We start from the raw sequence: 20,381 nt of genomic DNA on the forward strand, positions 1-20,381 counted from the left end.
AGAAGGTCGATGTTGAAGTATCTCGGTATCGGCACGGCGGCGGTCGGCGCCACCTCGTTGCTGGCGGCCTGCGGGGGTGGACTGGGTGCCGGTGCCTCCGGCCGGGGCGCCCAGTTCAGCATCGCGTCATTTCCGGGTGACAGCTTCCTCCTCGATGCGGTGAATCTTGCCAACAACGACTTCGCGAGGAACAACCTCAATGTTCCGAAATTCATCACCCCGCAGAGCGGTGTGCAGGCGCTGCAACTCGTCTCCGCAGGCGCCGTCAACGGCTACACCTCCGACACCCTGCTGCTGATGGGCGCTCACGCCAACAGCACCCAGGGCAAGCGGCCGGTCATCATCGGTCTGAAGAACGTGGCCACCACCTACGGGATCGTCGTCGGCCCGAACGGCAATTGGCCCGGCGAAAACGCGACGTTCGAAGAGAAGATGCAGTCGCTGAAAGGCAAGTCGATCGGGGTGAGCGCCATCGGCGCGGGCGGTGATCTGCAACTGGGCCTCGCTCTGGAACTGGCCGGTATGCAGTCCTCGGACGTCACCCATCTGGCGACCGGCCCGTCTGCCTCGGCGATCCCGAACATGAAAGCCGGGCGACTCGACGGCTACGTCGCGGTCCAATGGAGCTCGGGGCAGTTCATCGCCCGGGAGACAGGCGGATCGGTGCTGCTCGACTTCGGCGGACCGTCGATGCCCGAGACATTGCGCAACCAGGCAGTGCTGTGCATTTCCACCAGCGAAAGTTTTGCCCAGGAGAACGAGGACGTACTGAAGAACTGGCTTCGAGCACAGTCGGAGGGCAGCGAATGGATGCTCTCCCACAAGGACGAAGCAGCGGAAATTCTGAACTCCGGCACCTTCGACGGCAACGCACCCGAAATCGCCAAGGCCTACATGGAGCACTACGCGCAGGAGGTGGCGCCGAAATTGCAACCGATGTTCAAGGCACCCAAGGATCAGGTCGACCACATGATCGACCTCGCCGTCCGCTTCGGAAACGCGAAGGAAGGCGCTGTCAGCTACGAGCAGATAGTCCCCGCCTTCGCGCGGGCGTGAGGTCTCACATGGACTACACACAGACGACGCGTCCCCAATCCCCGCCCGGGCTGGATCTCGATCGAATCACCGATTGGCTGGCCGGGGAGCGACCGGGCCTGGTGGCGGGGGAGCTGTCGGCCCGCCTGATCGAGGGTGGGAAGTCGAATCTGACCTACGATCTCACCGACGGTGACAAACAGTGGATCGTGCGTCGTGCGCCACTGGGCGAGGTCATGGCGACGGCTCACGACATGCGCCGGGAGTACCGAATGGCCGGGGCCCTTCGCACCACTGACGTCCCGGTGCCTGCGATGATCGCCTACTGCGACGACAAGGACGTTCTCGGCACCGACTTCTACCTCATGGAGCGCATCGACGGCGTGCCCTATCGGTACGCCGATGAGCTCAGGCCACTCGGTGCGACTCGAACCCGAGCCATCTCCGTCGAGCTGGTGCGCACACTGGCAAAGCTGCACCGGGTGGAACCGCGAGAGGTGGGCCTGAACGACTTCGGTCGCCCCGAGGGCTTCCTGGGCCGGCAGGTGAAACGCTGGAAGACGCAGCTGGACGCGTCCTACACCCGCGATCTTCCCGGCGCCGACGAGCTCTACACTGCACTCGTCGCGGCCGTCCCCTCGAAGTCGGCGGCCGGCATCGTCCACGGTGATTTCCGCTTGGACAACGTGCTCGTCGGCGCCGACGACCTGCCTGCCGCGGTTATCGACTGGGAACTGGCGACGCTGGGCGACCCGCTCCTGGACCTGGCCTTGATGCTCACCTATCAGCGGCGAGCGAAGATCGTGTCCGAACGGGATACGACGGAACCGGCCAAGTACGACGCGACGCTGGCACCCGGCTACCTCACCGAGAAGCAGATCATCGAACACTACGAAGCCGAGAGCGGCCGCGAACTGGAGGGATTCGGCTTCCACCTCGGTCTGGCCTGCTTCAAGCTCGCCTCGATCTCCGAGGGCGTCCGGTATCGACACATCAATCGTCAAACCGTGGGTGCGGGTTTCGAGGACAGCGGCAGCACTGTGCCGTTGCTGCTCGAACTCGGGCTCGACTCACTGAAGGAGTACAAATAGATGGAATTCTCGACAGACGCCCGGACCGACGAGTTGCGCAAGAAACTCGTCGACTTCATGTACGGGCACGTCTACCCGTCCGAGGCGGCGTACCTGGAGGAGCTGGACAGCCTCGAGGACCGCTTCGCGTGGTCGGAGTCTCCCATCCTGCAGAAGCTGAGAGCGGAGGCACGCAGCCGTGGGCTGTGGAACCTCTTCCTTCCCGGGGCCGAGGGTGCCGGGCTGACGAACGTGCAGTACGCGCCGCTCGCCGAGATCACCGGCCGCAGCAAGCTTCTCGCTCCCGCGGCGCTGAACTGTTCGGCCCCGGACACCGGCAACATGGAACTGCTGTCGATGTTCGGCACCGAGCAGCAGAAGAAGGAATGGCTCACTCCGTTGCTCGAGGCCGAGATCCGTTCGGCCTTCGCCATGACCGAACCCGACGTCGCGTCCTCGGACGCCACCAACATCTCCACGAGCATCGTTCGCGACGGCGGCGACTACGTGATCAACGGCCGCAAGTGGTACATCAGCGGTGCGATGAATCCCAACGCCAAGATCCTGATCGTGATGGGCAAGACGGATCCGACGGCAGACAGGCATCGCCAGCAGAGCATGATCCTGGTACCGCGGGACACCCCCGGCGTCCACATCACGCGCGCGATGAAGGTCTTGGGTTACGACGACCACCACAGCGGTGGACATGCCGAGATCGAGTTCACCGACGTGCGGGTTCCGGTTGCCAATCTCATCGGCAACGAGGGCGACGGCTTCGGGATCGCCCAGGCCGGGCTGGGACCCGGCCGGATCCATCACTGCATGCGCGCCATCGGTATCGCGGAGCGGGCGATCAAACTCATGTGCGAGCGGGCCGACGAACGCGTGGCGTTCGGCAAGCCGCTCAGCCAACAGGGCGTGATTCGCGACTGGATCGCCGAATCGCGGGTCCGTCTCGAGCAGTTGCGCCTGCTGGTCCTCAAGACGGCCTGGCTCATGGACACGGTGGGCAACAAGGGCGCCCACACCGAGATCCAGGCGATCAAGATCGCCACGCCGTCGACCGTCGAATGGATCATCGACAAGGCCATCCAGGTCCACGGCGCCGGCGGACTTTCCCAGGACTTCTTCCTCGCCCCGGCAGCCGCGTACGTCCGCACGCTACGGTTCGCGGACGGACCCGACGAGGTGCACAAGAACGCGCTGGCGCGCAATGAACTTCGCCGCCAGGCCGCACGACGCAGTGCCTGACCGCTCGGTCGGTTTCTGCTGAGTGCGTTCGGCTCCGCTCGCCCACGAAGCGAGTCGGTTTCGCCGTGACGGCCCACCCGTGTCCCCCTCACCTGTAACCCAGGTGCGGGGGACACTGTCGTGTGCAGGGCCCGTTCGGTGTGGCTATCGCCTTGATAGTGAGTGAGACATTGATCGCACCAGCAGGCGCCGCGCATGATCATGACGTGCCAAATCATCTTGCTCAGCATGGTGCCGACTCGTCCTCGCCCGCATCGCCGGTCACCCGGCGGCCCGGAAGCCAGACGCTCGAGGTCGCGCGGAAGGACGTCGTGGCGGACGGCGTCGTGAAACTGCGGCTCGAGGAGCCGACCGGTGGGCGGCTCCCGCATTGGACGCCCGGCGCGCACATCGACCTGGTCATGCCGACCGCGGACGGTGGTTCCCAGGTGCGGCAATACTCCTTGTGCGGCGACCGTTGGGATGCCTCCGCCTACGAGGTCGCCGTGTTGCGGGAGCCGAACTCCAAGGGCGGATCGCAGTTCATTCACGAGAATCTGGCTGTCGGGGACATGCTCAGTGTCGGCACCCCTCGGAACAATTTCGGTCTGGCTCCGGCGAGTCGGTACGAATTCATCGCCGGCGGCATCGGGATCACCCCGATCATGACGATGATCGCCGCAGCCGAGAAGCTGGGAATCGACTGGCACCTGCTCTACGGCGGACGGTCGCGTCGATCCATGGCCTTCCTCTCAGAACTGGCTCGTTACGGAAACCGCGTCACGGTGTGGCCGCAGGACGAATCGGGTCATCTGCAGCTCGATTTCCTCGACAAGCCGGCAGACGGGGCCAAGGTCTACTGCTGCGGACCCGAGCCACTGCTGGCGGCGGTCGAAGCCGCGTCCACGAACTGGCCCGGGTGGGCCGTCCGGTTCGAGCGGTTCGTTGCGCCTTCCCAGCCGCCACCGGTCCGCACCGAACCCTTCACGATCGAACTGTCCCACTCCGACAGGACCGTCACCGTCGGTACCGAACAGACCGTTCTCGAGGCCCTGGACGCCGCCGGCGTCCCCGTGTTGTCCTCGTGCAACGAGGGAGTCTGCGGCACATGCGAAGTCGGCGTCGTGGCCGGTGTTCCGGATCATCGGGATTCACTCCTGAGCGATGCGGAGCGCGCCAAGGGGGACCGGATGTTCGTCTGTGTGTCACGTTCGATCACCGAACGACTCGTGCTGGATCTATAGGAGGTTGACAGTGTCGATTACGGATATCACCGGACGGCAGGGTTCGACAGCCGCGTCCCTCGACGACGACCCGTTCTCGTCGGAAACCCTCGAGAACCCGCTGCCGTTCCAGGAGCGACTGCGTGAATCCGGGCCCGTCGTCTTCCTGCCCCGGTACAACGTCCACGCCGTCGGGCGTTACGACGAGGTTCACAGCGCACTCTCGAACTGGCAGGGCATGACTTCCGGTTCCGGAGTCGGCCTGAACGAGCCCTGGCGGGCCCGGGGACTGCTTCAGACCGACCCACCCGAGCACGACGCGCCCCGCGAGGTGTTGCAGACGATCCTGTCCGCACGAGCATTGCGTGCGATGAAGGACGCCTGCACACGACAGGCCGAGACGCTGATCGACAACCTGCTGGTCGGCACGGCTGCCGGGGACGCGATCGAGATCGACGGGTACAACGACATCGCGGCCGTGTTTCCGGTGAACTTCTTTCCCGACGCGTCCGGTATCGACGAGGAGCAGCGGGAGAATCTCGTTCCCTACGCGGATCACATCTTCAATGCCCTGGGGCCGCGAAACGAGCGGGTCCTGCAGGGCGAATGCCGGAGCGAGGCGCTGGCGGAATGGGCCACGGCGAAGTGTGCCCGGGAGTCACTGAAGCCCGAAGGGTTCGGCAGCGAGATCTGGGCCGCCGCCGACCGCGGCGACATCATGCGCGAACTGGCGCCGCTCCTCACGCGTTCGCTGTTGTCGGCAGGTGTGGACACGACCGTCTACGGTCTCTCCGCGATGCTCTACGGATTCGCCACACATCCCGATCAATGGGCAGCACTTCGAGAGAACCCCAACCTCGCCCGAGTCGCATTCGACGAGGCGCTGCGATGGGAGTCGCCGGTCCAGATGTTGTTCCGCAAGACATCGGCCGACGTCGAGATCTCCGGGACCGTCATCCCGGCCGAGACGAGGGTGCTGCTGTGCTACGCCGCCGCGAACCGTGACCCGCGCCGGTGGGACAACCCTGACCGGTTCGACCTCTCGCGTGATCCCTCGGGGCACGTCGCCTTCGGGATGGGGATCCACCAGTGCGTGGGCCAGCACGCGGCGCGTCTGCAGGCCGAATGCCTGCTCGAGGTTCTCGTGACCCGCGTGAAGTGCATCGAACTTGCGGCACCCGTGCGTCGCTATCACAACAACACACTGCGGGGATGGAAGGCCATGCCGCTTCGGCTGGGTCTCGCCTAGATGATGCGAACGAGTTCGTGTTCGACTGCGCCATAGAGCGATTGAGTGCCGGTGTCGGTTCGACGTACCTGATTCTCGGTGAGGCCGGCACCGGCAAGACACACCTCCTGCGGAGCACGCTCGACGCGGCCCGCGGGCGCGGATGGACGTGCCTGTACGCCGTGGCGCACGAGTACGACCGCGACATCCCGTACGCGACGGTGCGCACTGTCGTGGGAGTCCTCGGCCACAGCACGGCGCCGAGCGACCCGAACAGTGTGACGGCGCTGTTGCAGTCGATGACGGATTCGTCGCCGGTGGTGGTGGTCGTGGACGACGCGCACCTGGCGGACGAGGACAGCCTCGTCGCCGTGACCCTCGCCGCCCGGCATCTGGCGGGCCGCCCGCTCCTCGTGATCTTCGCCTCGCGGACTCGGCCGTGGACGACCGGCGAACGTCTGGTCGCGACGATCGGCCACCTCGTGAGCGAACAGGCACAGACGGTTCTCGAGCTTCGACCGGTGGAGGGGCAGGCCCTCGGCGAACTGGTCGAGTCGGTGCTCGGCGCCGCGCCCGACGAGCGACTGACCGGTTATCTGACCGAGCGGACGCGGGGAAACGCGCTGCTGGTCCGGGAAACGGTGAACGCGTTGCGCACTGCGGGTGCGGTCCGGATCGAACAGGGAATCGGCTACCTGGTCGACGATTCCCCGCCCCGGTTCCCGTGCCCTGCGGCGTTGCTCCACCGGCTGTTTCCTGGGGATCACGCCGTCCGTGCACTGGGTCGTCTGGTCTCGGTGTTCGGACGGGTGGATCTGGACTACCTTCCTCTCCTCGCCGAACTCGCCGAGAGGTCGCCGGGCGAGGTCCGGGCCGTCTTCGACTCACTGGTCGCGAGCGGTGCGCTGGTGGCAACGGGGTCCGGATGGTACGAATTCGGCCACCCACTGATCGGTGAGCTGCTGTACGACGAAATCGGTCCGGCCGAGCGCCGCCGCGTCCATGCTGCGATCGCCGCGCGGATCGAGGGCACAGACCACGAGCTGGGCATGCCGGCCCTCGAGCGCGCCCGGCACGTCACCGAGGGTGCGGCGCGCGGCGACATCGCCGCGGTCACGGAGGCGTTGCACGCCGCAGATCGAGCGCTGCGCACGTCGCCGCGCGCGGCCGCTCGCTGGTACGGCCGGGCGCTGGACCTGTTGCCACGCGCGGACGCCGCCGCCGGCGAGATCCTCGGCAGGCAGTCCGCGGCGTACTGGAAGGGTGCACGGCCGGCCCTGGCCATCGAAGCCGGCAGACAAGCGCTCGGCGTCCTCGCGGCGGGCCGTTCCCGCGACCGCACCGTGGCGACGGTCGTGCACTGCCACAACGCGATGGGCGATCCGCAGCGTGCTCTGGACCTGCTGGTCGCCGAGGCGGGGCAGGCGAGAGACTCGACGCCCTCCCTGGCACAGCGCGCGGCGATGTCGGCGCGCCTCGGCGATACGGATCAGGCGCGCGTCCTGGCCGCGGCGGCGTGGTCACAGGTGCGCGACTCGACTCCGGCGGACCAGGTGGTCGCCTACACGTACCTCGGTCAGGTCGAAGCCTCCGTCGGTACGTTCCCGAATCTGCTCGAGGCCGTCGACCGGCTCGAGATCCTGGGAACCGGCGAGCGCGAACTCCCGGTGGGCACGCGCACCGGTGCGTTGGAGTCGGCGGCGGTCCACGCCGCAACGGCAGGCGCGACCGGTCGTGCGAACGCGCTGCTGACGAAGGCGGGTGACGCCGCCGGACTCGCCGGATTCGGAAACCTGGGCGGGCAAGCCGTCCTGGCTCGCGCGCTCGCCGAGTTCACGACCGGAGACTGGGCCGCGGCTTCCGAGACGATCGCCCGGGAGGCAGTCCATCTCGAATTCTCGGGTATGCGCAGTACTCTGGTTCGGCTGCGATGTGTGGAGGTGCAGATCCTCACGGGCCGTGGCGATTTCCGGCGTGCGGTGTCCGTGCTGGCCGCGACGAAACCGCCGGCCTCCTGCCGGATCGACTTCGCGGTCTGGCAGGCAGTGCAGGCGTCGGTCGAGGTGTCGAGGTCCCGGTTCGAGGACGCCATCCCGATCCTGGAGCGACTGCGGTCGGAAGCGGGAGCCCGCGGCTGGAACGAGGTCGGGACCATCATCCACGCGAGTCTGGTCGAGGGCTACCTTGCTCGGGGAGAGGTCGAGGCCGCAGGGCGCGTCGCGGACGAGTTCTGCCGCCTCGCGGAGGACATCGGTTCGCCCACGGCCCGGATGGCGTCCGGCATCGGTCATGCCCTCAGCTTCGGTGACGTGGGCCGCGCACGCGACGTGCTTCTCGAGGCCGAGGAGCAGAGCCTGCACTACATCGCGGCGCAGGCCCACCATGCGCTGGGCGTCGTCGGCCGGGACGGCGCCGACCACCTCGAGGCCGCGTGGGCGTTGTTCAAGAAGATGGGCGCGACGCTGTGGCTGAAGCGGGTCGAAGCCGCCGGCAGGTCACGCGGTCTCGTCCTCGACAGACGTGTCGACAAGGCGGGCGCACCCGGACCACTCACCGATGTGGAGCGTCACCTCGTCACGCTGGTCCGAGACGGCCTCAGCAACCGGCAGATCGCCGAGGTTCTCCACTACAGCAGCAAGACCGTCGAGGCCTACCTCACCCGCCTCTACAAGAAGACCGGCTACAACTCGCGGGTCGAGCTGATCGTGGCCCATGAGCGGGCGGACAGTTTCACCGGTAGGTGACCCAGGGGTCCGGGAGATGACCGTGCTCGTTGAACGCCACGAGGGACGTCCCCGACGAGCCGATCACGACCTTGGTGACGCCGGAATTGACCGCGACCCTGTTCAGGGCGAGCCATTGCGGGAAGCCGCCCCCGAGCAGCCGGGCAGTCACCCAGGCAATCGCGCCGGCGCTAGAGAAGACGACACCGGTCTGCCCGCGTTCGAGCCCACCGGCAACGCGGTCGAGGGACGCGTCGACCCGGGCCGTGAACGCACCGAACGTCTCGGCGTAGTCGGCGTCGTGGTCGCCGGACGACCACCGTGTGGACGCCCGCTCGAGCAGTCGCTGGAAGGCGCGCGAATCCGTCTTCGCCCGCGGATCGTGCTCACCGTTCGCAGCCAGCAGGGCGCTCGCGTCGAACTCGTCCCAACCCGGATCGACGTCGGGGTGCGTCGTGTGCCAGGCGGCTGCCGCGCTTGCCTCCTGAGCCGTCTCTCGTTGGCGTTTCATGTTTCCGGTGACTGTCCGGGCGGGCGCGATGCCGCGACGATTCAGTTCGGTGCCGAGGGCGCGACTCTGTTCTCGGCCGCGCGGCGACAGGCGGTCGTAGTCGTCGGTGCCGAAGGATGCTTGTCCGTGACGGACCAGAAGAACAACACTCATGCGGCGGAGGCTAGTTCACCCGGCCACCGGCGGCATACCCTTCTCGGCCGGTCGCCGCACACTCTCGGGAGATCCCTATCGACTGCTCGCCACGGTCCCGGTACCTCTAGATTCAGAGCATGGACATGCGGCAGATGGAGTACTTCCTCGCTGTAGTCGACTGTGGCGGCGTCACCCGCGCCGCAGCGCAGTTGCGCGTGGCGCAGCCTTCGCTGTCGCAGGCGGTGCGCAAGCTCGAGAAGGACCTGGGCGTCGAGTTGTTCCATCGCGTCGGCCGCGGCCTCGTGCTGTCCCCGGCCGGCGAGGCGCTCGTCGGCCCGGCACGCACCATCCTGCGGGAGGTGGAATCGGCCGAAAACACCGTGCGCGACGTCGGGGCGATGCGCGGCGGCCGAATCGACATCGCCTCGCTCTCGGACCTGTCCTCGGATCCGCTGTCGGTGTGGGTCGCCAAGTTCCGCCGGCAGTACCCCGACGTGCGATTCCACATCGAAGATCGGGACGAGACCGCCGATATCGTGTCGCTGGTCCGGTCGGGCGCGTGCGAGCTGGGCGTTCTCGCGCTGCCGCTGCCGACCGAGGACCTCGTCGGGGAGGAGCTCATCGATCAGCAGCTCGTGCTGGTGTGTCCGCCCGGCACCGACGCCCGGTGGCCCGACCCGGTGCCGATCCAGTCGTTGACCCGCATTCCGTTCGTCATGGGCGAAAAAGGCACGGCGACGCGGGATTTCATCGACCGCTCGCTACGGTTGCACGGTGTCGAACCCGACGTCGCGGTGGAGGTGCGTCAGCGTGGCGCCGTGCTGCCGATCGTTCTCGCGGGCGGCGGGGTGTCGATCGTGGCCCTGCGCAGCGGACTCGACGCGATGCTGCGCGGCGGGGTGGTGCGTGAACTCTCGCCGCGGCTCACCCGCCGCATGGGTGTGGTCCGTCGTCCCGGCCGGATGACCCAGGCGTCCACGGAGTTCCTCGCTTGCGCCCGCGCGTCTTTCGAGGAGTTCGCCGCGTCCATCGCCGTGCACATGTCCTCCGGTGTTTCCCTCGTCGAGGCCGCGCAGCTGACGCGGGCCGAGTCCGACCGCCGGATTCGCGACGACAACGCGCGTGCCACGAACTCATAGGCAATTGCAGTATTTCTCCTACTTTTCTGGTCTTTGACCTGATCGATGCTCGGGACTTGAATGGTGTGTACCTGATCACACCGTTGCGACGGGATCCGGATCGATCACCTAGAAGGTCGTTCGAGATCCGTCCGGACTGGTTCATGCCATGCAGACACGTCGCGACGGTTCGTTCCCGAAGAGGCCCTATGACTCAGATATCGACGCCGACAACCGAATCGTCCCGGCGTACCAGATCGGCGCTGACCCGCCGCGCCTGGATGATTACCGGACTGCTCGTCGTGTTCATGCTCATCAATTTCGCGGACAAGTCCGTCATCGCGTTCGCCGGCGTCCAGATCCAGAAGGATCTGGGCCTGACGCCGCAACAGTTCGGCATGATCCAGAGCAGCTTCTTCTGGCTGTTCGCCGCCGGCGCCCTGTTCTTCGGCTGGCTGTCGTCCAAGGTGAGTATCCGATGGCTGCTGGCCGGACTGATGCTGCTCTGGGTGACCACCATGGTGCCCCTGACCGGCACCGTGACCTTCGGCGTCCTGGTGGCCTGCCGGCTCGTCCTCGGGTTCGCCGAAGGCCCGGCCTTCGCCCTCGCCAACCACGCCGTCCACTCCTGGTTCCCGCCGGAGGAGCGTGCCCTGCCGAGCAGCTTCGTCACCGCCGGATCCTCGCTCGGCGTCCTCATCGCTGCCCCCGTATTGACCTGGATCATCGTCCGCTGGGACTGGCACGCCGCGTTCTACCTCCTGATCACGGTCGGTCTGGTCTGGGTGGTCGCCTGGATCCTCCTCGGACGAGGCGCACCCACCGAGACCGCCGAGTCGGCCAAGGCAACCGTCGTCGACACCGTCGACGCCCCGTACCGGACGATCCTGCGCACCGGGACCGTGATCGGGATCGCGCTGTTGATGTTCTGCTCGTACTGGTCCACCACGCTCAAGGTGTCCTGGCTCCCCGTCTACCTCGAAGACGGCCTCGGCTACGACACCCTGACCACGGGTCGGCTGGTCATGCTTCCCTACGGACTCGCGGCGGTCGGTGCGATCGCCGCCGGGTGGTTCTCGAATCGCCTCGTCTCCCGCGGCGTCTCCCGGAAGGTTGCGCGCGGCTACCTGTCGGCCGGCCTGATCGCAGGCGCCGGCATCACCATGGTCGGGTTCACCATCGTGTCGGCCGGACTGCTGCAGATCCTGCTCGTGTCCCTGGCCTTCTCGCTCAACACCGCGGCGTACGGCGTGGCGTTGACGGCAATCGCCGACGTCGTGCAGTCCCGCAAACGCGGCATGGTCCTCGGTGGCCTCGGCGCGGTGTCGAGTATCTCCGGCATGATCGCACCACTCGTACTCGGCTTTTCGGTCGGCCGGGCGGCCGACAAGATCTCCGGCTACGGCACCGGCTTCCTGATCAGCGGGATCCTGATGATCGTCGGTAGCGCGATCGCGGTGTTCCTGGTCAACCCCGAACGGGACATCACCCTCATCCGCAAGCGTGCCGAGGAGACCGCATGATCGACAAGCCCCTCGACGGCGTCCGCGTCATCGACTTCGGTCAATTCATCGCTGCCCCCGCCGCCACCCAGGTCCTGGTGGACCTCGGCGCCGACGTGATCAAGGTCGAACCGGTGCACGGCGAGTCGGCACGCGGAATCGGCGTGCACGGTAAAGCCATGGTGGAGAACTACAACCGCGGCAAGCGGGCAATCGCGCTCGACCTCAAGGACCCGCGCGGTCAGGAGATCGCCCGCCGGCTGATCGCCGACGCCGACATCGTGGTGCAGAATCTGCGCCCCGGGGTGATGGACAAACTCGGTCTGGGCGCGGAGGAGATGCGCACCGCGCATCCGCACCTCGTGTACGCGACGGTGAGCGGGTTCGGTTTGCACGGACCGTCCAGGAATCGTGCGGGTCTCGACATCGCCGCGCAGGCGGAGAGCGGCCTGATGTGGGTGACCGGCGAGCACGACGGCGAGCCGCAGAAGGTCGGTGCCCAGATCGTCGACGCCGCCACCGGCTACGTCTGTGCCCAGGCAATCCTCGGCGCCTACATCCGGCGCCTGCGCACCGGCGAGGGCGACACCGTCGAGGTGTCGCTGCTCGAGGTCGCGATTCATCTGCAGGCCCCGAACTGGGGTGCCTACCTCGCCACCGGCAACGAACCACGGCGAATGGGCAACGGTCAGCCGACGGTCGCCCCGGCCGCCGACATCATGCCCACCAGCGACGGCAGCGTCGTCGTCTCCGCCTACTCCGAGGTCCACTTCCGTCGTCTGTGCCGACTGCTGGGCCGGGAGGAACTCGCCGACGACGCCAGGTTCGCCGACAACGAGAGCCGGGTCCGCAACCGCGTCGCCCTGCTCACCGAGTTGCGCGCTGCGTTCGCGACCATGACGAGCGACGAGGCGATGGACGTGCTCGCCGCCAACGGTGTCGTCGCCGGGCGGATCAACACGTACCCCGAGGCGATGCGCAGCCCCGACGTCCAGGCCTCCGGGCTCTTCATCGAGGTCAGCCGCCCCGACGGCGTGCCTGCGACGGCTCTCGGCACGCCGTGGCACCTCGAGAGCGTCCCGAAGCTGCCCACGGCGGGTGCGCCCGACCTCGGGCAGCACACCGCCGAACTGATCGCCGAACTCGGCTACCCGACCGACGCGCTCGATGCGCTGGCCGCCGACGGCGTCGTCGCACTCGGCCGCTGACATCCGTCGACGGCGCTTGCCGTCGACCCATTTCGAAGGAATCACCATGCAACGCACCATCTTCACCGACGACCACGATGCCTTCCGCGACGTCGTCCGCCAGTTCATCGCCAAGGAGATCGTCCCGAACCTGCCCGACTGGGAGGCGGCCGGCTGCATCCCCCGCGACTTCTACACCAAGACAGCGGCACTCGGGATCAACGGACTGCAGGTGCCCGAGCAATACGGCGGCGGCGGCATCGACAGCTTCCTGTTCAACACCGTCGTCTACGAGGAGATCGGTTACGCGGCCGCCTCTCTCGGCGGCTTCCAGGTGCACTTGAACACCGTGCTCCCGTACTTTCTCGAATACGCCGATGAGGAACAACGCGACCGCTGGTTCCCCGGCTTCGCCGACGGTGCACTCGTCAGCGCGATCGCGATGACCGAACCCGGAATCGGATCCGATCTCGCCGGTGTCACCACCACCGCCATCCGCGACGGCGACGACTACGTCCTCAACGGGAACAAGACGTTCATCACCGGCGGCATCAACGCCGACCTCGTGATCGTGGTCGCGAGGACCTCGAAGGATCCCGAGAATCGCCGCAACGGTCTGTCGCTGCTGGTGGTCGAGTCCGGCATGCCCGGGTTCATCCGCGGTCGCAACCTGCACAAGATCGGGATGAAGTCGAGCGACACCGCCGAGCTCACCTTCGACAACGTCCGGGTGCCCGCGGCCAACCTTCTCGGTGAGGAAGGCGCCGCCTTCAAGATGCTGGCGCACAACCTGCCGCAGGAGCGGCTGTCGATCGCGATCACCGCGCAGGCCACGGCCACCGCCGCGGTCGACCTGGCGATCGCGTACGCCAAGGAGCGGATGGTGTTCGGTAAGCCGCTCGCCGGCTTCCAGAACACGAAGTTCGTTCTCGCTGAGTGCGCGACTGAGTTGCAGGCCGGGCAGGCCCTGATCGACCAGGCACTGATCGCTTTGGACGCAGGCACTCTCACTCCCGCCGACGCGGCCAAGGTGAAGCTGTTCTGCACCGAGGTGCAGGCCCGGGTCATCGACAAGTGCCTGCAGGTGCACGGTGGCTACGGCTACATGACCGAGTACCCGATCGCGCGACTGTACGCCGATGCCCGCGTCACCCGGATATTCGGCGGCACCAGCGAAGTCATGAAGAGCGTCATCTCGAAGTCGATGGGGCTCTAGCATCTCGCACTCCACACCATTCCGGGCACCACTGGAGCCCGGCCACATCGAAGGTTCATCCATGCAGATCAAGGACATCAACGCCGTCGTCACGGGCGGTGCCTCCGGACTCGGACTCGCCACCGCCACCCGGCTGGTCGAGTCCGGCGCCACCGTCACCCTGCTCGATCTCCCCGGTTCGCCGGGGGCGGAGCAGGCCGAGGCGCTCGGGCCCGCGGCGCGGTTCGTGCCGACCGACGTGACCGACGGCGGCGCGGTGGCCGCGGCTTTCGCCGCCGCTGCCGAGCGCGGCCCGGTGCGGGCCGTCGTGCACTGCGCAGGTCGCGGACGACCGATGCGCGTGCTCACCAAGGACCGCAAGGCTGCCGACCTGGAGCCTTTCGAATCGGTGATCCGGCTCAACGTGATCGGGACGTTCAACGTGCTGCGGTTCGCGGCCGAGGCGATGGCTGCGAACGAGTTGCTGGGCGGTGACCGCGGCGTGTGTGTCCTGACCGCATCCGTCGCCGCGTACGAGGGTCAGATCGGGCAGATCAACTACGCGACGTCCAAGGCGGGCATCGTGGGGATGACACTGCCCGCCGCCCGCGACCTCGCGGGTGTCGGGATCCGGGTGTGCACCATCGCGCCCGGTGTGTTCGCGACGCCGCTCCTTCTCAATGCACGCGACGACATCCGGGACGCGCTGGCGGCGTCGGTTCCGCATCCGCAGCGGCTCGGCGAGCCCTCCGAGTTCGCCGCGCTGGCCGAGCACATCATCGAGAACGGCATGCTCAACGGCGAGACGATCCGCCTCGACGGTGCGATCCGGATGGCACCGAGGTGACCGCAGAGGCGCCCACGCCGGTCGTGCTGACGGAACGGGTGGGGCCGGTGCTGGTCATCACGCTGAACCGGCCGCAGGCCCGCAACGCGGTGGACCGTGCGGTCGCGGAGGCCGTCGCCGGGGCGGTTCGACTGCTGGACTCCGATCCGCAGCTGAGAGTGGGTGTGCTCACCGGGGCCGGCGGATACTTCTGCGCAGGAATGGATCTCAAGGCTTTCCTGCGGGGTGAGAGCCCGCGCGTCGAGGGTCGTGGATTCGCCGGGCTGGTGGAGGCGCCGCCCGCCAAGCCCCTGATCGCCGCCGTCGACGGTCCCGCGCTCGCGGGCGGTTTCGAGATCGTCCTGGCGGCGGACCTCGTCGTCGCCGCGCCGACCGCAACGTTCGGCCTGCCCGAGGTCCGCCGCGGCCTGGTCGCTGCCGCGGGCGGGTTGACCCGGCTGCCCGCACGGTTGCCGCGAGCGGTGGCGCTGGAGATGGTGCTCACCGGCAAGACCGTGACCGCCGCGCAATTGCACCCGCTGGGGCTGGTCAACCGGCTGGCCCCCGAGGGCGAGGTGTTGTCGGCGGCACTCGAACTGGCCGCGGAGATCGCCGGCAACGGACCGCTCGCAGTCCGGGCCAGCAAGCGGGTCATTGACGAGTCGCCCGGCTGGCCGCGCGCGGAGATGTTCGAGCGGACCCGGCAGATCGTGATGCCGGTCTTCGACTCGAACGACGCCCGCGAGGGCGCCGCCGCCTTCACCGAACGCCGCGCCCCGGTCTGGACCGCGACGTGATCACCGAGAACGAGAGAACAGGAACACACCATGCGTGATGCAGTCATCGTCGAAGCCGTACGGAGCCCCATCGGCCGCCGCAAGGGCGGCCTCGCGGAGGTCCACCCCGTCGACCTGTCCGCGACCGTGCTGACTGCGCTGCTCGACCGGGCCGGGGTCGACGCCGCGTCGGTCGACGACGTCGTGTGGGGATGCGTCGGACAGGTCGGTGAGCAGGCCGGCAACATTGCACGCAACGCGGTGCTGGCCGCCGGATGGCCCGAGTCGGTTCCCGGCACCACGATCGAGCGGCAGTGCGGATCGAGCCAGCAGGCACTGCATTTCGCCGCCGCGGGAGTGATCGCCGGCCAGTACGACGTCGTCGTCGCGGGCGGCGTCGAGTCGATGACCCGCATCCCGATGGGATCGGCGCGGCGCGTCGGCCTCGGTGACCCCAACAGCGAGGCGATTCGGCGACGCTACGACGGCATCGAGTTCAACCAGGGCCGCGGCGCCGAGATCCTGGCCGACCGGTACGAACTGAGCCGCGGCTGGCTCGACGAGTACAGCCTGCGCTCACACCAGCGGGCCGCCGCGGCCGTCGACGAAGGCCGATTCGCCGGCGAGATCGTGCCGGTGACCCTGCCGGACGGAACGAAACTCGACGCCGACGAGGGGATCCGCCGAACCACGACGCTCGAGAAGCTCGCCGAGTTGAAGCCTGCCTTCGGCGAGGACGGCCGCGTCACCGCGGGCAACGCCTCGCAGATCTCCGACGGCGCCGCGGCCCTGCTGGTGATGTCCGGCGACCGGGCCCGCGACCTCGGGCTGACCCCGCTGGCCCGGGTACACACCGCAACCGTCGTCGGCGACGACCCGGTCGCGATGCTGGCCGGACCCATCCCCGCCACCGCGCGGGTGCTCGAACGCGCAGGTCTGACCCTCGACGACATCGGGGCCTTCGAGGTCAACGAGGCGTTCGCCAGCGTCGTCGGCGCCTGGCTGCGGGCGACCGGGGCACCGGAGGACCAGGTCAACGCGCTCGGCGGGGCGATCGCTCTCGGGCATCCGCTCGGCGGATCCGGGGCCCGCCTCGCCACCACCCTCGTGCACCACCTGCGCGCCGAGGGCGTCCGCTACGGGCTGCAGACGATGTGCGAAGGCGGCGGCATGGCCAATGCCACCATCTTCGAAAACCTCGCCGTCACGGTCTGACCCGTGGCTACCGGAGTGGAGAGGGTGGACGCAGCCATACTCGAGTTCGCGTGCCGGTGGCTGCCCTACGGTGGTCCACCGCCCGACGAGATCTGGATCGGGTTCGGTATGACGACACCCGGATTCGACCGGCGACTGTCCAAGATCCTGGAGAGTGTCGCGGCACGCGAAGTGCCTGCCGAAGTCCGAGCGCGGCTGCGCACCCAACTGTCCGAGCGGGCACGACGGTGGACGATTCGATCGAGATCCACCCTGTCGTCGTAGCACGACCGGTGACGTCTCGCTCAGGCGCGGCGCAGCCCGTCGAACGTCAGCTCGACGACGGCGTCGGCGAGGTCGGCGACGGTCCCGCCGGTGCGGGGGCGGTACCACTCGATCAGCGAGTTGACCGTGCCGAACACGAGCCGGCTGGTGAGTGCGGGATCGATTCCGGGCCGCAGGTCGCCCTCTTCCGCCGCCGCGACCACGAGGTCGCTGACGAAGGCGTCGAACTCGCGGCGGCGGGCGAGCGCGCGACGCTCCACCGCGGTGTTGCCCCGGACGCGGAGCAGGAGCGTGACGTAGGGGAGTTCGGCGGCGAGGACCTCGACACTGCGGCGGACGAGGTACTCGAGGCGGTCGATGTACCGGCCGCTCGTCGCCTTCTCCTCGGTGGTGACCGCGAAGAGAGCGTTGAGTGCGCGCGACAGCGCCAGTTCGAGGAGCTCAGACTTCCCGGACACGTGGTGATAGATCGACGACTTCGTGATTCCCAGGCGCTGGGCCAGCACCTCCATGCTGGTGCCGTCGTAGCCCTTGTCGTTGAAGACCTTGACCGCCACAGCGAGCAGCGAGTCGAGGTCGTAGCCGGGGCGTCCGGGCGATCCGGTCTTCCGTGCGGGGCGTGCCGTAGTCATGCGCGCAATCCTTCCAGGTGCAGAACTCCACCGCATCGGTGCGCCGCCGTCCACAGGAGCCGACCGAAGGTTCGGTTCAGCTGAGAATACCGTGGCCGGCCCAGCAGTGGTGAACCACGTGAACGGGCCGAGCCGCTACACGAACCGCGGCCTGACCCGGCTCATCGGCCCAGCGCCTGGGTGCGGCCTTCCTTCCGGGCCTTCGCGAGGCCGCGGCGGGCCATGAATCCGTTGGCCAGGAGCAGGATCGTCTTGTTCGGCGGCGCAGTGAACCCGCCCTGCGTGTGCGGTGCGTACACCGCCTCGGTGCCGGTGACCTCGATCCAGCCGGTGTTCTGACGGGACTCGAGGCCGACGAGCTGGGGCCGGTACGCGTGGGCGAGCAGGCCGGCGCGGCGGCCGCCCTGCGGCACCCCCGCGGGGACCCTCAGACGCACACCCTCGTGGCTCGCCGAGTGCACATCCACCGGCACGACGGTCGGATAGCCGTCCGCCTCGCGGTAGGCGAGCAGCACGTGCGGCAGCTTCCGGGCGCGCTGACCGGTCTTCACCGCATCCACCCGTGGTCCGGTGCCCTTCTTCGGCGGCTTCTGTGGCGCCGCGTCGGCGTCGGGGCGCGGTGCGCCGTACACCTCGGGCTCACCTGTTATGCGCAGGTCGGGCCAGGCGGTCACCCGTGTCACCGCGACCGTCACCAGTACCCGGTCGGTGTAGTAGGCGCTGAGCCAGCGGTCCCAGAATCGGCCACGCCGCGGCGCTCCCACATAGGGGGCCGAGCGCTCGCCGAGTGCGTCGAGGAGGTCCCGGTCGGGGCTGGGATCGAACGTCGCGTCGCCCTGCACGAGCACGTAGCGCCGGCTGGTGCAGTCGCCGATCCCGTGTTCGCGTGCATGGAAGGCGAGCGCCACCCGCGGTTCCGCCTTGATGCGCTCGAGCTTGCGGCCGAAACCCAGCGAGGTGGTGAATCCGACGGTGCCCTGCTCGCGGTCGCGCAGCCCGAACGGCGCCACCGCGGCCACCACCGCGCCGCCCGCGGGCGTGACGTACGCGAACCCGCTGGTGAGGTCGTCGCGGATGACCTCGTCGACGTCGTCCGACCAGGTGACCGGCATGTCCCGAGCCTACCCAGGCGACCTGTCGCCGGACCATACCTTTGCGCTCCGCGAGGGTTGACGCCTCCACCGAAATGAATAATGCTTCATTTGTTATGAGCAATCGCTCAAATCTAATGATCATGCATTCACTGCGGCATCGAGGAGCATTCCATGGATCTGACACTGACCGAGGAGCAGAAGGAGTTCCGGCAGTTGGCCCGCGACTTCCTGAACAAGGAGGTCGTCCCGCACCGCGCCGAATGGGACCGCGCCGAGTCGGTAGACACCGCGATCGTCGGGAAACTCGCCGACATCGGCTTCTTCGGCATGACCATTCCCGAGGAATATGGCGGGCTGGGCGGCGACTACATCACGTACTGCCTCGGGATGGAGGAACTCGGCCGGGCTGACTCCGCGGTCCGGGGCATCGTGTCGGTGTCGATGGGACTGGTGGGGAAGGTGATCCTCTCGCACGGCACCGAGGAGCAGAAGCACGAATGGCTGCCCCGCATCGCGTCCGGTGAGGCGCTCGCCTGTTTCGGGCTCACCGAGCCCGACAACGGGTCCGACCCCGGCCACCTGAAGACCAAGGCGGTGCGCAGCGGCGATGAGTACGTCATCAACGGTTCCAAGATCTTCATCACCAACGGCACGTGGGCCAAGGTGTGCCTGGTGTTCGCGCGCACCGGAGGTCCGGGGCCCAAGGGTGTCTCGGCCTTCCTCGTCCCGACGGACACCCCTGGCTTCGAATCCCGCGAGATCCACGGGAAGCTCGGACTCCGCGGGCAGGCGACCGCCGAGTTGTCGTTCACCGACGTGCGGGTGCCGGCGAGTTGCCTCCTCGGATCGGAGGGGCAGGGCTTCTCCATCGCGATGCACTCGCTGGACAAGGGCCGCGTCTCGGTGGGCGCCGGATGCGTGGGGATCATCCAGGGCTGCCTCGAGGCGGCCGTCGACTACGCCCGGGAGCGCACGCAGTTCGACCGTCCGCTCGCGTCGTTCCAACTCGTGCAGGACCTGATCGCCGACATGTCCGTCGACGCCGACGCCGGGCGGCTGCTCACCTGGCGGGCGGCCGATCTGATCGAGCGCGGGGAGCCGTTCGGGACGGCCGCGTCGAAGGCGAAGTACTTTTGCAGCGAGGCCGCGGTTCGTGCCGCCAACCATGCGATCCAGCTGTTCGGCGGTTACGGCTACGTCGACGAGTACCCCGTCGCCAAGTACATGCGCGATGCACGGGTGATGACGCTGTACGAGGGCACGAGCCAGATCCAGAAGTTGCTGATCGGCCGGGCGGAGACCGGGATCAGCGCCTTCCTCTAGCGGTCGTGACCCTTGACACACTCCGGTAGTGAATGTATGTTCATTCTTATCGAATAATGGTTCACAAAGTTTGAACCGAAACTCATCACAGCCT

Annotated in this window: 18 protein-coding genes; 15 read left to right on the forward strand and 3 right to left on the reverse strand. The window is 67.7% G+C overall.

Annotated features, from left to right (window positions below; all coding sequences use genetic code 11):
* The first annotated feature begins 9 nt into the window (after window positions 1-9).
* The 6 genes from MLGJGCBP_RS29910 to MLGJGCBP_RS29935 all read left to right on the forward strand — a co-directional run bounded on the left by MLGJGCBP_RS29910 (window position 10) and on the right by MLGJGCBP_RS29935 (window position 8,530).
* Window positions 10-1,056 (forward strand): ABC transporter substrate-binding protein, encoded by a 1,047-nt coding sequence (locus tag MLGJGCBP_RS29910; protein WP_160100121.1) that lies wholly within the window; start codon window positions 10-12, stop codon window positions 1,054-1,056.
* An 8-nt stretch (window positions 1,057-1,064) separates the two neighbouring features.
* A complete protein-coding gene (locus MLGJGCBP_RS29915) occupies window positions 1,065-2,126 on the forward strand; it encodes a phosphotransferase family protein (protein ID WP_160100123.1) in 1,062 nt (353 codons plus the stop codon).
* The gene (locus tag MLGJGCBP_RS29920; RefSeq protein WP_160100125.1) at window positions 2,127-3,356 is read left to right on the forward strand and encodes an acyl-CoA dehydrogenase family protein; all 1,230 of its coding nucleotides are present in this window, start codon (window positions 2,127-2,129) and stop codon (window positions 3,354-3,356) included.
* Between the two features lie 206 nt (window positions 3,357-3,562).
* On the forward strand, window positions 3,563-4,579 hold the full coding sequence (locus MLGJGCBP_RS29925; RefSeq protein ID WP_160100127.1) for a PDR/VanB family oxidoreductase: 1,017 nt from the start codon (window positions 3,563-3,565) through the stop codon (window positions 4,577-4,579).
* 10 nt (window positions 4,580-4,589) lie between these two features.
* On the forward strand, window positions 4,590-5,807 hold the full coding sequence (locus MLGJGCBP_RS29930; protein ID WP_236581445.1) for a cytochrome P450: 1,218 nt from the start codon (window positions 4,590-4,592) through the stop codon (window positions 5,805-5,807).
* A 41-nt stretch (window positions 5,808-5,848) separates the two neighbouring features.
* Complete coding sequence (locus MLGJGCBP_RS29935) at window positions 5,849-8,530, forward strand: helix-turn-helix transcriptional regulator (RefSeq protein WP_160100131.1); 2,682 nt, start codon at window positions 5,849-5,851, stop codon at window positions 8,528-8,530.
* Here the strand turns inward: MLGJGCBP_RS29935 and MLGJGCBP_RS29940 are convergent.
* Window positions 8,517-9,173 carry a histidine phosphatase family protein gene (locus MLGJGCBP_RS29940; protein ID WP_160100133.1) on the reverse strand — a complete coding sequence of 219 codons (657 nt, stop codon included), beginning with the start codon at window positions 9,171-9,173 and terminating at the stop codon, window positions 8,517-8,519. The genes MLGJGCBP_RS29935 and MLGJGCBP_RS29940 overlap by 14 nt on opposite strands.
* A gap of 119 nt (window positions 9,174-9,292) precedes the next feature.
* Here MLGJGCBP_RS29940 and MLGJGCBP_RS29945 point away from each other — a divergent pair, with 119 nt between their 5' ends.
* The 8 genes from MLGJGCBP_RS29945 (at window position 9,293) to MLGJGCBP_RS29980 (ending at window position 17,238) form a co-directional block, all read left to right on the forward strand.
* Window positions 9,293-10,294, forward strand: a complete 1,002-nt coding sequence (locus tag MLGJGCBP_RS29945; protein WP_201453232.1) for a LysR family transcriptional regulator — start codon at window positions 9,293-9,295, stop codon at window positions 10,292-10,294.
* 188 nt (window positions 10,295-10,482) lie between these two features.
* Window positions 10,483-11,796 (forward strand): MFS transporter, encoded by a 1,314-nt coding sequence (locus tag MLGJGCBP_RS29950; RefSeq protein WP_160100135.1) that lies wholly within the window; start codon window positions 10,483-10,485, stop codon window positions 11,794-11,796.
* Window positions 11,793-12,983 (forward strand): CaiB/BaiF CoA transferase family protein, encoded by a 1,191-nt coding sequence (locus tag MLGJGCBP_RS29955; protein ID WP_201453233.1) that lies wholly within the window; start codon window positions 11,793-11,795, stop codon window positions 12,981-12,983. The genes MLGJGCBP_RS29950 and MLGJGCBP_RS29955 overlap by 4 nt, the downstream gene beginning before the upstream one ends.
* Before the next feature lie 46 nt (window positions 12,984-13,029).
* Window positions 13,030-14,178 (forward strand): acyl-CoA dehydrogenase family protein, encoded by a 1,149-nt coding sequence (locus tag MLGJGCBP_RS29960; RefSeq protein WP_160100137.1) that lies wholly within the window; start codon window positions 13,030-13,032, stop codon window positions 14,176-14,178.
* A gap of 61 nt (window positions 14,179-14,239) precedes the next feature.
* The gene (locus MLGJGCBP_RS29965) at window positions 14,240-15,004 is read left to right on the forward strand and encodes an SDR family NAD(P)-dependent oxidoreductase (RefSeq protein WP_160100139.1); all 765 of its coding nucleotides are present in this window, start codon (window positions 14,240-14,242) and stop codon (window positions 15,002-15,004) included.
* Complete coding sequence (locus MLGJGCBP_RS29970; protein WP_160100141.1) at window positions 15,001-15,780, forward strand: crotonase/enoyl-CoA hydratase family protein; 780 nt, start codon at window positions 15,001-15,003, stop codon at window positions 15,778-15,780. Before MLGJGCBP_RS29965 ends, MLGJGCBP_RS29970 begins: the two co-directional genes overlap by 4 nt.
* A 30-nt stretch (window positions 15,781-15,810) precedes the next feature.
* Window positions 15,811-16,974: a thiolase family protein gene (locus MLGJGCBP_RS29975; protein ID WP_160100143.1), complete on the forward strand. Its 1,164-nt coding sequence runs from the start codon at window positions 15,811-15,813 to the stop codon at window positions 16,972-16,974.
* A 24-nt stretch (window positions 16,975-16,998) separates the two neighbouring features.
* Window positions 16,999-17,238, forward strand: coding sequence for a hypothetical protein (locus MLGJGCBP_RS29980; protein ID WP_160100145.1), 240 nt, complete (start codon window positions 16,999-17,001; stop codon window positions 17,236-17,238).
* Between the two features lie 20 nt (window positions 17,239-17,258).
* Here the strand turns inward: MLGJGCBP_RS29980 and MLGJGCBP_RS29985 are convergent, their stop codons facing one another.
* Window positions 17,259-17,870, reverse strand: a complete 612-nt coding sequence (locus tag MLGJGCBP_RS29985) for a TetR/AcrR family transcriptional regulator (RefSeq protein ID WP_012689589.1) — start codon at window positions 17,868-17,870, stop codon at window positions 17,259-17,261.
* A gap of 161 nt (window positions 17,871-18,031) precedes the next feature.
* Window positions 18,032-18,982: a hypothetical protein gene (locus MLGJGCBP_RS29990; RefSeq protein ID WP_160100147.1), complete on the reverse strand. Its 951-nt coding sequence runs from the start codon at window positions 18,980-18,982 to the stop codon at window positions 18,032-18,034.
* A gap of 153 nt (window positions 18,983-19,135) precedes the next feature.
* On the opposite strand from MLGJGCBP_RS29990, the gene MLGJGCBP_RS29995 reads away from it, so the two are divergent.
* Entirely contained in the window at window positions 19,136-20,287 is a 1,152-nt protein-coding gene (locus tag MLGJGCBP_RS29995) for an acyl-CoA dehydrogenase family protein (RefSeq protein ID WP_160100149.1), read from the forward strand.
* Window positions 20,288-20,381 lie beyond the last annotated feature (94 nt).

The organism is Rhodococcus sp. T7, from assembly GCF_009872365.1.
Classification (GTDB): Bacteria; Actinomycetota; Actinomycetes; order Mycobacteriales; family Mycobacteriaceae; genus Rhodococcus_F.